The organism is Modestobacter sp. L9-4, assembly GCF_019112525.1.
GTDB lineage: Bacteria > Actinomycetota > Actinomycetes > Mycobacteriales > Geodermatophilaceae > Modestobacter.
Genome location: NZ_CP077800.1, coordinates 989,064 through 1,005,314 on the forward strand (window position 1 = coordinate 989,064; position 16,251 = coordinate 1,005,314).

15 protein-coding genes are annotated in these 16,251 nt (G+C 74.2%); 8 read left to right on the top strand and 7 right to left on the bottom strand.

Features of this window, described 5'->3' with window-relative positions; translation table 11 throughout:
- Positions 1-29: 29 nt before the first annotated feature.
- The 6 genes from KUM42_RS04580 (at position 30) to KUM42_RS04605 (ending at position 4,367) form a co-directional block, all read left to right on the top strand.
- Positions 30-890: a class II fructose-bisphosphate aldolase gene (locus tag KUM42_RS04580; protein ID WP_237495347.1), complete on the top strand. Its 861-nt coding sequence runs from the start codon at positions 30-32 to the stop codon at positions 888-890.
- Positions 887-1,708: an HAD-IA family hydrolase gene (locus KUM42_RS04585; RefSeq protein WP_237495349.1), complete on the top strand. Its 822-nt coding sequence runs from the start codon at positions 887-889 to the stop codon at positions 1,706-1,708. Before KUM42_RS04580 ends, KUM42_RS04585 begins: the two co-directional genes overlap by 4 nt.
- On the top strand, positions 1,705-2,352 hold the full coding sequence (gene dhaL / locus KUM42_RS04590; protein ID WP_237495351.1) for a dihydroxyacetone kinase subunit DhaL: 648 nt from the start codon (positions 1,705-1,707) through the stop codon (positions 2,350-2,352). Before KUM42_RS04585 ends, dhaL begins: the two co-directional genes overlap by 4 nt.
- Positions 2,349-3,344, top strand: coding sequence for a dihydroxyacetone kinase subunit DhaK (gene dhaK / locus KUM42_RS04595; RefSeq protein WP_237495353.1), 996 nt, complete (start codon positions 2,349-2,351; stop codon positions 3,342-3,344). Before dhaL ends, dhaK begins: the two co-directional genes overlap by 4 nt.
- A 44-nt stretch (positions 3,345-3,388) precedes the next feature.
- Entirely contained in the window at positions 3,389-3,802 is a 414-nt protein-coding gene (locus tag KUM42_RS04600) for a heme-binding protein (protein WP_237495355.1), read from the top strand.
- Positions 3,803-3,953: 151 nt separating this feature from the next.
- Entirely contained in the window at positions 3,954-4,367 is a 414-nt protein-coding gene (locus tag KUM42_RS04605) for a hypothetical protein (RefSeq protein ID WP_237495357.1), read from the top strand.
- Positions 4,368-4,691: 324 nt separating this feature from the next.
- Here the strand turns inward: KUM42_RS04605 and KUM42_RS04610 are convergent, their stop codons facing one another.
- From KUM42_RS04610 to KUM42_RS04625, 4 genes are all read right to left on the bottom strand, one after another.
- Positions 4,692-5,858, bottom strand: a complete 1,167-nt coding sequence (locus tag KUM42_RS04610) for a DUF3048 domain-containing protein (protein ID WP_237495359.1) — start codon at positions 5,856-5,858, stop codon at positions 4,692-4,694.
- Between the two features lie 635 nt (positions 5,859-6,493).
- Complete coding sequence (locus KUM42_RS04615; protein WP_237495361.1) at positions 6,494-7,549, bottom strand: regulatory protein RecX; 1,056 nt, start codon at positions 7,547-7,549, stop codon at positions 6,494-6,496.
- A gap of 7 nt (positions 7,550-7,556) precedes the next feature.
- Complete coding sequence (gene recA, locus KUM42_RS04620; protein WP_237495363.1) at positions 7,557-8,597, bottom strand: recombinase RecA; 1,041 nt, start codon at positions 8,595-8,597, stop codon at positions 7,557-7,559.
- Positions 8,598-8,788: 191 nt separating this feature from the next.
- Positions 8,789-9,160: a helix-turn-helix domain-containing protein gene (locus tag KUM42_RS04625; protein ID WP_237495365.1), complete on the bottom strand. Its 372-nt coding sequence runs from the start codon at positions 9,158-9,160 to the stop codon at positions 8,789-8,791.
- 90 nt (positions 9,161-9,250) lie between these two features.
- On the opposite strand from KUM42_RS04625, the gene KUM42_RS04630 reads away from it, so the two are divergent.
- Complete coding sequence (locus tag KUM42_RS04630) at positions 9,251-10,108, top strand: NAD(P)H-binding protein (RefSeq protein ID WP_237495367.1); 858 nt, start codon at positions 9,251-9,253, stop codon at positions 10,106-10,108.
- A 24-nt stretch (positions 10,109-10,132) separates the two neighbouring features.
- On the opposite strand, the gene KUM42_RS04635 is transcribed toward KUM42_RS04630, so the two are convergent.
- Positions 10,133-10,345, bottom strand: a complete 213-nt coding sequence (locus KUM42_RS04635) for a DUF3046 domain-containing protein (RefSeq protein WP_237495369.1) — start codon at positions 10,343-10,345, stop codon at positions 10,133-10,135.
- A gap of 148 nt (positions 10,346-10,493) precedes the next feature.
- A complete protein-coding gene (locus tag KUM42_RS04640; RefSeq protein WP_237495372.1) occupies positions 10,494-10,721 on the bottom strand; it encodes a KTSC domain-containing protein in 228 nt (75 codons plus the stop codon).
- A 166-nt stretch (positions 10,722-10,887) separates the two neighbouring features.
- On the opposite strand from KUM42_RS04640, the gene KUM42_RS04645 reads away from it, so the two are divergent.
- Positions 10,888-15,510, top strand: coding sequence for an ATP-dependent helicase (locus tag KUM42_RS04645; RefSeq protein ID WP_237496638.1), 4,623 nt, complete (start codon positions 10,888-10,890; stop codon positions 15,508-15,510).
- A 77-nt stretch (positions 15,511-15,587) separates the two neighbouring features.
- Here KUM42_RS04645 and KUM42_RS04650 read toward each other — a convergent pair whose 3' ends face one another.
- On the bottom strand, positions 15,588-16,190 hold the full coding sequence (locus KUM42_RS04650; RefSeq protein ID WP_237495373.1) for an antibiotic biosynthesis monooxygenase: 603 nt from the start codon (positions 16,188-16,190) through the stop codon (positions 15,588-15,590).
- Positions 16,191-16,251: the final 61 nt, after the last annotated feature.

Genomic DNA, 16,251 nt, shown 5'->3' on the forward strand with positions numbered 1-16,251 from the left:
AGCCAGCCACCCAGCGAACAGGAGCACCGGTGCCCGTCGTCGGAATGAAGGACCTGCTCGACCGGGCCCTGGCCGAGCGGTACGGCGTGCCGGCGTTCAACGTGGTCAACGACCTGACCACCGAGGCGGTGCTGGCGGCCGCCGTCCAGGAACGCTCCCCCGTCGTCCTGCAGACGTCGGTGAAGACGGTGCGGACGTACGGCCGCCGCCAGCTGTTCGACGTCGTCGCCACCCTCACCCGGGACGTCGACGTGCCGGTGACGCTGCACCTGGACCACTGCCCGGACCGCGCGGTGATCAGCGACTGCCTGGCCGGTGGCTGGAACTCCGTCCTCTTCGACGCCCACGAGCTCGACGTGGCGGAGAACCTGCGGCAGACCACCGAGGTCGTCGCCGAGGCCCACGCCCGCGGCGCGCACGTCGAGGGCGAGATCGAGGGCATCCAGGGGGTCGAGGACGGCGTCGGCTCCGACGACGCCCCCGTCGTGCAGAGCCTCGATGTGGCCGTCGACTTCATCCAGCGCACCGGCGTCGACTGCTTCGCCCCCGCCATCGGCAACGCCCACGGCCAGTACACCGCCGCCCCGGTGCTGGACCACCAGCGCGTCAGCGACCTCGTGGCGGCGACCGGTGTGCCGATGGCGCTGCACGGCGGCACCGGGCTCTCGGCGGAGCAGTTCCAGGACCTCATCGCCCGCGGCTGCGCGAAGGTGAACATCTCCACCGCGCTCAAGCAGGTCTTCCTGCAGTCCAGCCTGGCGTTCCTGCGCGAGGCCGAGACGCGGGGGAAGTGGGACCCGCCGTCCTTCTTCGCCCACCAGCGGACCGCGGTCATGGACATGGCGGCCGAGCACATGCGCACCTTCGGCAGCTCCGGGCGCGCCTGGTGAGCGCACTGGTGCTCGACTGCGACGGGGTGCTCGCCGACACCGAGCGCTACGGCCACCTGCCGGCCTTCAACGCGACCTTCGCCGAGCACGGGCTGCCGGTGCGGTGGAGCGAGGAGGACTACGGCGAGAAGCTGGCGATCGGCGGTGGCAAGGAGCGGATGGCCAGCCTGTTCGACGACCCGGACTTCGTGCGCGCCGCCGGCGTCCCGGACGACGAGGACGCCCGCCGGCAGCTGCTCGCCGACTGGCACCGCACCAAGACGGCGCGGTTCCGCGCGCTGGTGGCCGCCGGGGAGATCCCGGCCCGGCCCGGCGTCGCCCGGCTGGTCACCGAGGCACTGGACGACGGGTGGACCGTCGCGGTGGCCTCGACCTCGGCCGAGGAGTCCGTCCGCGCCGTCCTCGAGCACGCCGTCGGCGCCGCCGTGGCCGCGCGGGTCCCGGTCTTCGCCGGGGACGTCGTGCCGGCCAAGAAGCCCGATCCCGCCATCTACGACCTGGTGGTGACGACGCTGGGGCTGGACCGCGACGACACGCTCGTGGTCGAGGACTCCCGCAACGGGCTGCTCGCCGCGACCGGCGCCGGGCTGCCCTGCCTGGTCACCGTGAACGGCTACACCCGGCACGAACCCTTCGACGAGGCCGTCCTGGTGGTGTCCGAGCTGGGCGACCCCGACCGTCCACCGATCGAGGTCCTGGCCGCCCGCGGCCGCGCGCACCCCGGCCACCACGTCGTGCTGGCCGACGCCCGGGCGTGCCTGGGGGCCGCGTCCCCCGGCACCGGGCCCGACCGACGTCCCGAGAGGGGAACGGCGTGAGCAGCACGTCCCAGCAGCAGGTCGACCTCGTCGTCCGCACGATCGCCCAGGCGGCCGTGGACAACGAGAAGTACTTCGGCGACCTCGACGCCGTCGTCGGTGACGGCGACTTCGGCTACTCCCTGGCCCGCGGCTTCGAGAACGTGCTCGCCGGCTGGGACGACGTCGACCGCAGCGACATCGGCACGTTCCTCAAGAAGATCGGCATGGTGATCACGGCCCGGATCGGCGGCACCTCGGGCCCGATCTGGGGGACGGCCTTCATGCGCGCGGGGATGACTGCAGGCGCCACCGACACCCTCACCGGCGAGCAGGTCGTGGCGATGCTGCGCGCGGCCGTCGAGGGCATCAAGGCCCGCGGCCAGGCCGACGTCGGCGACAAGACCCTGCTCGACGTGCTGGTGCCCGTCACCGACCGGCTGGAGGCCGAGCTGGCCGCCGGCTCGGACGCGGCGCAGGCGCTGGCCGCGATGGCCGCGACCGCGCGGGAGGCCGCCGACGCCACGGCCGACATGGTCGCCCGGCGGGGCCGGGCGTCCTACACCGGCGAGCGGAGCAGGGGTTCGGTCGACGCGGGCGCCATGGGCGTGGCCGTGATCCTCGGCCGGATCGACGAGGCGTGGCAGAGAGAAGGAGCGTCATGAAGAAGTTCGTCAACGACCCCCAGCAGTTCGTGCCGGAGATGCTGGAGGGCCTGGCCCTGGCCAACCCGCACAGCCTCCGCTACGTCCCCGAACACAACCTGGTCATGCGGGCGGACTCCCCCAGCGACGACCGGGTCTCGATCGTGCAGGGCTCCGGCTCCGGGCACGAGCCCGCGCACGTGATGATCGTCGGGAAGGGCATGCTGGACGCCGCGTGCCCCGGCGACGTCTTCGCCGCCCCGCCGATGAACTACGTCTACGAGACCGCGAAGCTGCTGGCCTCGCCCAAGGGCGTGCTGCTGCTGGTGAACAACTACACCGGCGACCGGATGGCCTTCGACATGGGCAAGGAGATGGCCGAGTCCGAGGGCATCAAGGTCGAGATCCTCACCATCAACGACGACGTCGCGGTCAAGGACTCCACCTACACCGTGGGCCGGCGGGGCGTGGCCGGGAACTTCTTCGTCATCAAGGCGGTCGGTGCGGCGGCCGCCCGGGGCGACGACCTCGAGGAGGTCATCCGGGTCGGCAAGAAGGTCAACGACGTCACCCGCACCATGGGCGTGGCGCTCACCGCCTGCACCCCGCCGGCCAAGGGCTCCCCGCTGTTCGAGCTCGGCGAGGACGAGATCGAGATGGGCGTGGGCATCCACGGCGAGCCGGGCCGGGAGCGCAAGAAGATGACGAACGCCGACGCCATCGTCGACGAGCTGCTCGAGGCCGTCGTGACCGACCTGCCCTACAGCTCCGGTGACGAGGTGGCGCTGATGGTCAACGGGCTCGGCGGCACCCCGATCAGCGAGCTCTACATCCTGTTCCGCCGCGCCCACCAGCAGCTCGCCGAGCGGGGCATCACGGTGACCCGCAGCTACGTCAACGAGTACTGCACCTCGCTGGACATGGCCGGCGCCTCGCTGACCCTGGTGAAGCTGGACGAGGAGATCGACGCACTGCTCGACGCCCCCGCCGAGGTCCCGATCCGGGTGTTCTGACCGCACCCGCACGACCCGCCGACAGCACCCGACTGGAGAACGTCATGGGCAGACAGATCACCCTCGCGCAGGCGGACACCGTCCTGGCCGCGTGCCAGGCGGAGGCCGAGGCCGTCGGGCAGCCGATGAACATCGCCGTGGTGGACGACGGCGGCAACCTCGTGGCCTTCGCGTCGATGGACGGCACCAAGCTCATCGGGGTCGACATCGCGCAGAAGAAGGCGCTGACCGCCGTCTACTTCCAGACCGACACCCGGGACCTCGCAGCGCTGGTGCAACCGGGGCAGCCGCTGTTCGGCATCGAGTCCACCACCGGCGGGCGCCTCGTCGTCTTCGGCGGTGGGGTCCTGCTCACCGATGCCGGCGGCGCGGTCACCGGCGGCGTCGGGGTCAGCGCGGGGACGGTCGACGAGGACCACCAGGTGGCCGAGGCCGGACGGCGGGCGTACGCGGGCTGAGGCGGGCCCGCCCCCGGTCCGGCGGGGGCGGGCACCGTCCGCGGGCGGCCGTGACCCCGCCGGCCGCACGGGCGGTCTTGCCGGACGGGCCGGTGTGGCTTGGCACATTGCGCCGGTGGGCTGCACCGGCGGGCCTGCCGAGAGGGAGGGTGTGACCTCCACCGCCACCGCCCCGCGGCACATGCAGCACGACCTCGAAGACGACGAGGACCTCGCGACGACGACGCAGATCTTCGTCACCAAGCTGCGGGCGAGCGCCGCCGGGTTCGCCCGGGCCGCCGGCGCGGAGCAGGCGATCGTGCGCGAGGCCGTCCCCCCGGCGCGGCACCGGCGCTCGCGCTGCCGCGTGGTGCTGCAGTACGGCGACGGCCAGGAGGCCGACGTGACCTTCCTCGGCCCGGTCAGCACGTCGACCAGCGCCAAGGAGATCACCATGTCCCAGTTCGACACGGCCATCCAGCTGTGGCTCGGCGCCGGCCAGGAGCGCAGCCGACGCTGGCTGGTGCCGGACGAGGAGGCCGCCGGCGGCGTGGCCATCGACGTCACCGCCTGGCTGGACCGCTGACCCTCCTCGGGTGAGCGGGCGGGACGCCCGCCGCGGTCACCTCCGGACCGGGCTCCCGCACCACCCCTGACCTCCGACCGGCACCGCTGCCGGTCGGACGGGGCGACGACGAGGCCACCCCGACCACGATCAGCCGGTGCGACCCCTGTCGCACCGGCTGATCCGTTCTCGGCCCGCGGGCGACCGGGGTCCTGCTCGACGGCGACGCCGCGGCCTGCCTCCGGGGGCGGCCCTCGCAGGTGGCGGCTAGACCCCGGTCCCGTGGTCCTCCGCCGGCCCCGGCGTCGCGCGTGCCCGCCGGGAGCGTCGCCGCCGTCCCGACCGTCAGCGGACGGTGACCGAGCCCGTGCTGCCCGAGGGGACCAGCTCGACCCAGGTGGTGCCGGGGGCCAGCCGCACCGGGTTGCCGTCGGGCCCACGGAGCACGAGCCGCTCGCCGACGGCGTTCTTCACCCAGGTCGCGGCCACGGTGTGACCGGCGCTGGCGACCAGGGCCTCCCCCGTGCCGACCAGCAGCGTCTCGGGCACGGGGTTGCCGGCCGGGTCGGTGGTGCCGGTGTCGACGCTCTCGGTGCGCAGGACGACGACGTTGGTCGCGCGCAGCGGTGTGCCGTCGACCTCGACGGCGGGCGTGCTGCCCTCGGCCCGCACCCAGCGGCCGTCAGGGGCGCTCCACGTCCAGTTCGGCCGACTGACCGCGGACAGCTGCAGCGCGACGGCGGTGGCCGGGGTCCCGGCGGTGACCGCGGTGGGCTGGTTGCCGGCACCGGCGATCTCGAATTGGACGGCCGGGTCGGCGAGGTGCTGGTGGTCGGCCTGGGCCAGCAGGGTCGAGGGGTCGGCGTAGACGTTGTGCGGGGCCGAGCGGGTGTCGATCCGGTAGAAGCCGGAGGCGCCCGCGTCGTTGCTGACCACCTGGATCCCGGCGTCCGCCACCTCGTCGACGAAGGCGGGCTGACCACCGGAGAAAGCGAACAGCCCGTGCATCGGGGCGGCGATCGCGGCGTCCATCGGGCGGACCGACCGGATCGGCCCGATCTCGGCGGGCAGGGTGGAGTGGTAGACGGCGACGTAGCGCGTGATGCCGCCCTCGACGACCTCCTCCCACACCAGGTCGGCCGCACCCAGCCCCGTCTGCGGACGCGCGTCGACGCTGTTCTCGACCTTCACCGCCAGCGCCGGACGGGCCAGGGCGTGGCCGCTGTCCAGCCCGGTGAGCGGCCACAGCACCGGCGGTGGCGGGGGCGGCGGCGCGGGGGCCGTTGTCGGGGTGGGGATGGCGGCGGCGGCGACGGGCGGCGGTTCGGACGACCCGCAGCCCACTGCCCCGGTCGACACGACACCGACCAGCAGGACGGCGCCCAGGTACCGGCGAGCTGCGACGCAGCTGCCCGCGCTGCGCCCGCCCACGAGGCGGCCGCTGTGCCCGGTCCCGATGCGCTCACCCCCGGTGTGCCCGCCTGCGGGGCGGGCCGCCCCGACAGGGCTCACGGCGAGGTGGCTCGGCCGGGTGCGGCAGCGGGCGGGTCCGGCGGCGGTGGGGCCCACGGGGAACGCTCCTGGGTCGAGGGACCGTGCGGCCGACCGGTGGCCGGGCCACCGCGACCGTAGGTCGCTGACACACCCCCGGCGCGGGACGTCGCCCACCGCCGGCCCGGTGTCGGCCCCGATCGCCCCACCGGCGTCAGCAGCCCCACCTCGCAGCCCGCGGGACGCAGGAGCCCGCCCGGTCGCCCCGGCTCGAGCAGCAGCGGGGTCGGACCCGCAGCTCTCGCAGGTGCCGGCGCCCGACCGTGGCGGCGGCCCGTGTCCGGCGGCGGCCGGCTCGTGCGGCGCACCCGATCAACCGCCGGAACGACGACTGGCCCAGGGAACGACAGCCGGATCGACGACCGACCCCGAGTCGCCGACCGATCGGGTCGGCCACCGACCCGACCGAGACGGGTCGGCGGAGTCGACGGCAGGACGCGAGGCCCCAGACCGACGACCAAGCCGATCAGAACGGGTCGACGGGCCACTCAGCGGGACGCGCGGCCCCGGACCGGCGACCGACCCGACCCGATCAGAACGGGTCGACGGGCCCCTCGGCGGGACGCACGGCTCCGCACCGACGACGACCCGACCGATCAGAACGGGTCGACGGGCCCCTCAGCGGGGCGTGCGGCCCCGGACCGGCGACCGATCGCCCGTGCCTGTCCCTCGCCGACCTCGGTGCCCGCGGCCGCGGTGAAGCTGGACGCCGGCGCCGTCGAGCGGAGCGCGGACCGGGCGGCGGAACGCGCCGCGGTCCACACGGGCGCCTCGGCGGGTGACCAGCTCGGCTCGTCGTCCTCGAACGGCTCGGCCTCGGCCGCGGCGTCCTCTGCCTTGCCTGCGTCGTCGAGCGCCTCGCGGACGACGTAACCGGCGAGGCCGCCGCCATAGCCCTTGCGGGCGAGCATGCCCATCAGACGCCGCTCGGCGGTGACCCGGTCGTGCCGCTGCATCGAGGGCATCTTGCGGGCGACCAGTGCACGGGCGGAGTCCCACTCGTCCTGCGGGTCGACCTCGGCGACGGCCGCTGCGGCGACCTCCCCGTCGACGCCCTTGGCGCGGAGCTCGGAAGCGAGGGCCCGCCGGGCCAGCCCACGCCCGGACTGCCGGCTGGAGACCCAGGCCGCAGCGAAGGCGGCGTCGTCGATCAGGCCGACGTCGGTGAACCGGTCGAGAACGGCATCGGCCACCTCGGCCGGGATCTCCTTCTTGGCCAGCAGGTCGGCCAACTGCTTGCGCGTCTTGGCCATGCCGGTGAGTGCACGCAGACAGATGCCCTTGGCCTGGGCCTCGAGGTCCTCGGGCTCGGCCGGCGCGCTGTCGGCATCCGTGGCACGCGAGCTCCACTGCGGACCGCTGGCCCGGCCGCTCGCGCCGCGACCGGACCCGCCCTCGTCACGGGCACCCTTGGCGCGACGGCCGGAGCCGCCGTCACCGAAGCTGCTGCCGCTCCGGCCGGAGCCGCCGCCGCCGAAACTGCTGCCGCTCCGGGCACCGCGCCGGCCGGAACCGCCGTCGCCGAAACTGCTGCCACTGCGGGCACCGCCCAGGCCCGAGCGGCGACCGGACCGACGACCTGAGTCGTCGGCCGGTTGCTCGTCCCGGTCGGGGGCGGCGCCCGCAGCGCCGTCGGACAGCGGACCGGTCATCGGTCGATCAGAAGTCGGCCGGCTCGGCTGCCGCCGCGCCCGCGTCGACCTTGGGGACGCCGATGCCCAGCTTCTCCTTGATCTTCTTCTCGATCTCGTCGGCGAGGTCGGGGTTGTCCCGCAAGAAGGTACGGGCGTTCTCCTTGCCCTGACCGAGCTGGTCACCCTCGTAGGTGTACCAAGCACCGGACTTGCGGACGAAGCCCTGCTCCACACCGATGTCGATCAGGCCACCCTCGCGGCTGAAGCCGGTGCCCCAGATGAGGTCGAGCTCGGCCTGCTTGAACGGTGCCGCGACCTTGTTCTTGACGACCTTGACCCGCACGCGGCTGCCGACGGCGTCGGTGCCCTGCTTCAGGGTCTCGATGCGACGGATGTCGAGGCGGACCGAGGAGTAGAACTTCAGCGCGCGGCCACCGGTGGTGACCTCCGGCGAGCCGTAGACGACGCCGACCTTCTCGCGCAGCTGGTTGATGAAGATGCAGGTCGTGCCGGAGTTGCTGAGCGCACCGGTGATCTTGCGCAGGGCCTGGCTCATCAGCCGGGCCTGCAGACCGACGTGGCTGTCGCCCATCTCGCCCTCGATCTCGGCGCGGGGCACCAGGGCGGCCACCGAGTCGACGACGATCAGGTCGAGGGCACCGGAGCGGATCAGCATGTCCGCGATCTCCAGCGCCTGCTCACCGGTGTCGGGCTGGCTGATCAGCAGGGCGTCGGTGTCGACACCGATGGCCCGGGCGTAGTCGGGGTCGAGCGCGTGCTCGGCGTCGATGAAGGCCACGATGCCGCCGGCGGCCTGGGCGTTGGCCACCGCGTGCAGGGCGACCGTCGTCTTGCCGGAGGCCTCGGGGCCGTAGACCTCGACGACCCGGCCGCGCGGCAGGCCGCCGACGCCGAGGGCGATGTCGAGGGCGATGGAGCCGGTCGGGATGACCTTCATGGCGATCTCGGGCGAGTCCCCGAGGCGCATGACGGAGCCCTTGCCGAACTGCTTGTCGATCTGGGCGAGGGCCATGTCGAGGGCCTTGTCGCGGTCGAGCGTTGCCATGGTGGCCACCTTCGGATGTCGCTGTAGCGGGTCGTCGCCGACGCTAGGGCGGGGGTCTGACACTTTCGCGAACCGGAGCGCATCTGTGGACGGACACCGGGTCTGTGGACACGGTATGCCGAACACCTGTTCGATTCCAGCGACACGCCGCCATGACCTCCGGCACGCCCCCGCGGGACCGGTCGGGCCGGTCAGCCGCGGTCGTCGCGGGCGGTGCGGGCGGCGAGCACCTGCGGCAGGGCGTCCTCGACGAAGCCGATGAGCGCGAGCAGCCGGGGCGCCAGCCCCGCTCCCAGCCCGGTGAGGCTGTACTCCACGTGCGGCGGGGTGGCGGAGCGGACCTCGCGGTGCACCAGACCGTCGCGCTCGAGCACCTGCAGCGTCTGGGACAGCATCTTCTCGCTGACGCCGTCGACCCGCCGGCGCAGCTCGCCGAACCGGTGCGGGCCCTGGTGCAGGGCCGAGAGCACCAGCACCGCCCACTTGCCGGTGACGTCCTCGAACACCTCGCGGGACGGGCAGTGGCGGCTGAAGACGTCGGCCGCCTGCTGGGACGTGCTCATCGCCACTCCTCCGCGTCGGACCTCGACCCCAGGGTACTGTGCCGACGAAAGCGCTAACCAAGAGTTAGTGCCAGCACCCGAGGAGATCGCATGATCAGCGTCACCGGAGCCAGCGGCCACCTCGGCCGGCTCGTCGTCACCGGCCTGCTCGACGCCGGCGTCCCGGCTGCCGAGATCGTGGCCGTCGTCCGCACGCCCGACAAGGTCACCGACCTGTCCGACCGGGGCGTGCAGGTCCGCCAGGCCGACTACACCGACGCAGCCGCCCTGGAGGCGGCGCTGCAGGGCACCGACCGGCTGCTGCTCGTCTCCGGCAGCGAGGTCGGCCAGCGCGTCGCCCAGCACACCAACGTCCTGCAGGCGGCGAAGGCCGTCGGCGTGGAGCTGCTCGTCTACACCAGCGCCACCAAGGCCGACGACACCCCGCTGCCGCTGGCGCCCGAGCACATCGCCACCGAGCGGCTGATCGCCGACTCCGGCATCCCGGCGGTCGTGCTCCGCAACAACTGGTACCTGGAGAACTACGACCAGCAGATCGCCCAGGCCGCGCAGACCGGCAGCCTGATCGGCAGCTCGGGCAGCGGCCGGATCGCCGCGGCCACGCGCGCCGACTACGCCGCCGCGGCCGTCGCCGTCCTCACGGCCGACTCCCCCGCTCCCGGCATCCGGGAGCTCGGCGGCGACGACGCCTTCACCCTCGCCGACCTGGCCGCCGCCGTCTCCACCGCGTCGGGCCGCGAGGTCACCTACACCGACCTGACCGCCGAGCAGCACGTCCAGGCGCTGCTGGACGCCGGGCTCCCCGAGGGGACGGCGCACTTCGTCGTCGGCCTGGACCAGGCCATCGCCCAGGGCGCTCTCGACACCGGCAGCACCGACCTCTCGCAGCTGAACGGCCGGCCGACCACCCCGCTGTCCACCTACGTGCAGGGCGTGCTCAGCTCCTGAGCACCCGGCGTCCCGCCCGAGGGCTCAGCGGTCCTTCGGCGGGACGTCGTACTCCTTGCAGATCTCCAGCCAGACGGTGCGCACCGGCACCCCGGCGTCGATGGCGTCCAGCGCCGAACGGCCGCCCAGGGTGCTGAAGACGTGGTCACGGGCCACGCTCTGCGCCCGCATCGCGCCGAACTGGCTGTCCATCCGGGTCCTGAACTCCTGCAGCCGCACACCGTCGACGGTACCCATCGCCGTCGTCCCGCGGAGCCGGGGCCGCCGCCCTACGCTCGGCGCATGAACGCCTCGGGCCCCTGGGACACGGTCCTGCAGGTCGCCTTCGCCGCGGCCCTGCTGGTGGCGATCGTGCTGACCGTGCGGAACATGCGGCGCTGAGGGCTCAGCCCGCGCGGCGGGCCGGGGAGCCGGCGTACCGCGGCCTGATCACCGTGTTGAGGTGCCGGCCGATGCTGTCGGCCTCCAGGAGGGCGAGCGCTTCCTCGGGCGGGACACCCGGGTAGCGGTAGACGCCCCCGCTCACGAACCCGATCTCCAGCACGTGCTCGTCGAGGTCGTAACCCACCCAGCGCACGCTCGAGGACCGCACCCCGGCCCGCTGCGTCGCCATGTGCACTACAACGTCGTAATTACACCGGTGTCATCCCGCTCAGGTGATCAACATCCCCATGTCGACCTGTCGACACGGCGACTCCCGGCGTTCCTCCGGGCGGGTGACCGTCCGGCTGACCACGGCGGACTGTCGTACCCGCGTGGACACTGAGGACGTGTCGACCATGCCGTCCGCCCCCACGCCTGCGATGGAGCGCTTCTCCTCGGCCACGCAGGCCTGGTTCACCGGCGCGTTCGAGCACCCCACCGCCGCCCAGGAGGGCGCCTGGACGGCGATCAGCAGCGGCCGGCACGCGCTCGTCGTCGCCCCCACCGGCTCGGGCAAGACGCTGGCCGCCTTCCTCTGGTCGCTGGACCGGCTGGCCGCCGCTCCCCCGCCGGAGGACCCGCTGCGCCGCTGCCGGGTCCTCTACGTCTCCCCGCTCAAGGCACTGGCCGTCGACGTCGAGCGCAACCTGCGGGCGCCGCTGACCGGCATCGGCCAGGCCGCCGCCCGCCTCGGGCTGGAGCGGCCGGAGATCACCGTCGGCATCCGCTCCGGCGACACCCCCGCCGACGAGCGCCGACTGTTCACCAAGCGCCCACCGGACATCCTCATCACCACCCCCGAGTCGCTGTTCCTGCTGCTGACCAGCCAGGCCCGGGAGTCGCTGCGCGGCGTCGAGACGGTGATCCTCGACGAGGTGCACGCGGTCTGCGGCAGCAAGCGCGGGGCGCACCTGGCCGTCTCCCTCGACCGGCTCGACGAGCTCCTCGACGCACCGGCCCAGCGGATCGGGCTGTCGGCCACGGTCCGCCCGATCGAGGAGGTCTCGACCTTCCTGGCCGGCGGCCGCCCGGTGCAGGTCGTGGCGCCGCCGTCGACGAAGCAGTGGGACCTGTCGGTCGTCGTCCCGGTCGAGGACATGTCGCAGCTGGGGCAGCCCACCGGTGAGCTGTCCGGCTCCGCGGCCGGCAACCAGCCGCGGACGTCGATCTGGCCGGCGGTCGAGGAGCGGGTGCTCGACCTCATCGAGAGCCACCGCAGCACCATCGTGTTCGCCAACTCCCGCCGGCTGGCCGAGCGGCTGACCAGCCGGCTCAACGAGCTGGCCTACGAGCGGGCCACCGGCGAGCCGATGCCGCACGGGGCGAACCCGGCCGAGCTGATGGCCCAGGCCGGCACCGGCGTCGGAGCGGGCACCTCGACCGACGTCAAGCCGGTCGCCTCCGCCCACCACGGTTCGGTCTCCCGCGAGCAGCGGGCGATCGTGGAGGAGGCGCTGAAGTCCGGGCAGCTGCCCGCCGTCGTGGCCACCTCCTCACTGGAGCTGGGCATCGACATGGGCGCGGTCGACCTGGTCGTGCAGGTCGAGTCCCCGCCCAACGTCGCCGCCGGCCTGCAGCGGGTCGGCCGGGCCGGCCACCAGGTGGGCGCGGTGAGCGAGGGCGTCATCTTCCCGAAGTTCCGCGGCGACCTGGTGCAGAGCGCCGTGGTCGCCGAGCGGATGCGGGCCGGGGCCATCGAGTCCACCCGCTACCTGCGCAACCCCCTCGACGTGCTGGCCCAGCAGATCGTCGCGATCGTCTCCGAGAAGCCGCGCACCGTCGACGAGGTGTCCGCGGTGCTGCGCCGGTCGGCCGCGTTCGCCTCGCTGCCGGACTCCGCGCTGCACGCGGTGCTGGACATGCTGGCCGGCCGCTACCCCTCCGACGCCTTCGCCGAGCTGCGCCCCCGGCTGACCTGGGACCGCATCACCGACACCCTCACCGCCCGCAACGGGGCCCAGCGGCTGGCGGTCACCAGCGGCGGCACCATCCCCGACCGCGGCCTGTTCGGCGTCTTCCTGGTCTCCGGTGCCGGGGAGAACGGCGGACGCCGGGTCGGTGAACTCGACGAGGAGATGGTCTACGAGTCCCGGGTCGGTGACGTCTTCCTCCTGGGCTCCTCGTCCTGGCGGATCGAGGAGATCACCCACGACCGCGTGCTGGTCAGCCCTGCCCCCGGCCAGCCCGGCAAGATGCCGTTCTGGCACGGCGACACCCTGGGCCGCCCGCTGGAACTCGGCCGCGCGCTGGGCGCCTTCCTCCGCGAGGTCGGCACGGCCACCCCCGAGGCCGGCATGGAGCGCGCCCGCGCCGCTGGCCTGGACGCCTGGGGGGCGAGCAACCTCTTCGCCTACCTGGCCGAGCAGAAGGCCGCCACCGGCCACCTGCCCGACGACCGCACGCTGCTGGTCGAGCGGTTCCGCGACGAGCTCGGCGACTGGCGGCTGGTCGTCCACTCCCCCTTCGGCGCCCAGGTCAACGCCCCGTGGGCACTGGTGCTCGCCGCCCGGCTGCGCGAGCGGTACGGCGTCGACGTCGCCTCCATGCACGCCGACGACGGCATCGTGCTGCGCCTGCCCGACACCACCGGCGAGCCGCCGGAGGCAGACCTGGCACTGCTCGACCCCGACGACGTCGAGCGCGAGGTCACCGCCGAGGTCGGCAACTCCGCGCTGTTCGCCAGCCGGTTCCGCGAGTGCGCCGCCCGCGCGCTGCTGCTCCCCCGCCGCGACCCGCGCCGGCGGACCCCGCTGTGGCAGCAGCGACAGCGGGCCGCCCAGCTGCTGTCGGTGGCGAGCGAGTTCTCCTCCTTCCCGATCACCCTCGAGGCGGTCCGGGAGGTGCTGCAGGACGTCTACGACGTGCCCGGCCTCGTCGAGCTGATGAGCGACGTGCGCGCCCGCCGTGTGCGCCTGGTCGACGTGCAGACCCAGAGCGCCTCGCCCTTCGCCCAGTCGCTGCTCTTCGGCTACGTCGGACAGTTCATCTACGAGGGCGACGCCCCGCTCGCCGAGCGCCGCGCCCAGGCCCTGGCCCTCGACACCGGGCTGCTGGCCGAGCTGCTGGGCCGCTCGGAGCTCCGCGAGCTGCTCGACGGCGACGCGATGGCCGAGATCGAGGCCGAGCTGCAGCGGCTGCCGGAGCAGCGGCACCCCCGCGACGTCGACGGCGCCAGCGACCTGCTGCGCGGGGTGGGCGACCTGACCGTCGCCGAGGCCGCCGCCCGCGGGGTGCCGGCCGCGTGGCTGGAGGAGCTCGTCGTCTCCCGGCGCGCGCTGGTCGTGCGGATCGCCGGTGAGGAGCGGTACGTCGCCATCGAGGACGCCGGCCGGCTCCGCGACGCGCTCGGCACCGCCCTGCCGGTCGGCGTGCCCGAGGCCTTCACCGAACCGGTCGCCGACCCCCTCGGTGACCTCATCGGCCGCTTCGCGCGCACCCACGGCCCGTTCGCACCCCCCGAGGTCGCCGCCCGGCTCGGGCTGGGCGTCGCGGTCGTGACCGCCACCGTGCAGCGGCTGGTCGGCACCGGCCGGCTGGTGACGGGTGAGTTCCGGCCCGGCGGCATCGGCCAGGAGTGGTGCGACGCGGAGGTCCTGCGCTCGGTCCGTCGGCGGTCGCTGTCCAAGCTGCGCCAGGAGGTCGAGCCCGTCCCGATCGACACGCTGGCCCGGTTCACCCCCAGCTGGCAGTCCGTCGGCGGGCGGATGCGCGGGGTCGACGGCGTGCTGGCGGTCGTCGAGCAGCTGGCCGGTGCGCTGGTGCCGGCCTCCGCGCTGGAGTCGCTGGTGCTCCCCTCCCGGGTGCAGGGCTACTCCCCCGCGATGCTCGACGAGCTGACCAGCGCCGGTGAGGTGCTGTGGGCCGGCGCTGGGGGCCTGTCCGGTGGCGACGGCTGGGTGACCCTCGTGCCGGCCGACCTGGCCCCGTTGCTGCTGCCCGAGCCCCCGGCCGGTGCCGTGCTGGAGGGCGGGGTCGGACAGCAGCTGCTCGACGAGCTCTCCGGCGGGCAGGCGATGTTCTTCCGTTCGCTGTCCGACCGGGTGGGCGCCACCGACGACCCGGCGCTCGCCGAGGAGATCTGGGACCTCGTGTGGGCCGGGGCGCTCACCAACGACACCCTCGCCCCGCTGCGCACCCGGCTGTCCGGGGGCGGGACGCACAAGAAGACGCCGGCCGCGCCGCGCGCCCGGCTCGACCGCAGCCGCTACGGCCGCACCCGGCTCGGCCGCCCGGCCATGCCCAGCCGCACCGGCCCGCCGTCGATGGCCGGGCGCTGGTCGCGGCTGCCGGACCTGGAGACCAACACCACCAAGCGCACCACCGCCCGCGCCGAGGCGCTGCTGGAGCGGCACGGTGTGCTGACCCGGGGCGCGGTGCAGGCCGAGCAGGTCACCGGCGGCTTCTCCGCCGTCTACCCGGTGCTGCGGGCCTTCGAGGAGAACGGCCGGGCCCGCCGCGGCTACTTCGTCGAGACCCTGGGCGCGGCCCAGTTCGGCACGCCCGGCTCGGTCGACCGGCTGCGCAGCTTCGCCAGCCCCGACCGGGTGCCGGCCGGCCCGGTCGTGCTGGCCGCCACCGACCCGGCCAACGTCTACGGCGCGGCCCTGCCCTGGCCCGAGCGCACCGCCGGCAGCACCGAGGAGGGCGTCGACCTCGGCGAGGGCACCGCGGCTCCGACGGCGAAGAAGACCGGGCACCGGGCCGGGCGCAAGGCCGGGGCCCTGGTCGTGCTGGTCGACGGCGAGCTGGTGCTCTACGTCGAGCGCGGCGGCAAGACGCTGCTGTCGTGGACCGAGGAGGAGACCGCGCTCAAGGAGGCGGCCACGGCGCTGTCCAGTGCGGTGGCCTCCGGGGCACTGGGCCGGATCACCGTGCAGAAGGCCGACGGCGCCTCGGTGCACGAGTCCGGCGCACTGTCCGCCGCCCTCCAGGCGGCCGGGTTCATCGCCACGCCCCAGGGCCTCCGACTCCGCCGCTGAGCCGCCGGCCGGGCGACCGACGTCGAACACGTCCCCGCCCGGTCAGCGGCCCGTCGTGCGCTGGCGGCGGGCAGGCGTCAGCGGCGGCGGGTGCCCTGCAGCCAGGGGCCCAGCCAGCGGCTGACCCGCGGCATGAGCAGCCGCAGCGACGTCACCACGTAGAGCGCCGACAGCAGCAGCCGCGCCGGCCACGGCCAGCCGCCCACGAACGGCACCGCGACCAGCTGGAAGCTCGACGTCAGCACGAGGACGACGGCGACGGTCAGCGCCCAGCTGCGCCAGGCCGGGCCCGGGCGGGCCGGCACCGCGAAGAACGTCTCGAGGCCGACGGCGCGGGCGGTGCGCTCCTGCTCGACCAGCCGGCTGACCCGCTCCAGCGCAGCCCGGCGCTCCGGCGACCGCTCCCAGACCGCGAGCGCGGCGTCGTCGCTGAACCGGTAGACGAGGTGGTACTCGTCGCTGGCCGGACCCGGCCGGAGCAGCGACGACCCGAGCGCACCCGGGAAGCTGCCGACCAGCTCCTGCACGTCGGCCGCCCACCGCTCGAACGCCTCGTGCTCCTCGGGCCGCACGACCCGGGCCACGGTCACGGTCACCGGCTCGGGCGCCGGGGTGACCGGCTGCCGGGCCACCGAGTTCCCGGTCAGTCGAACCGGCAGGCTGCGCAGGCGGGTCGTCACGGTCACGAGGTGCAGAGCGCTGCTGCCGACCGCCCTCTTCCCGTCTGTCAGCGCGTTCACA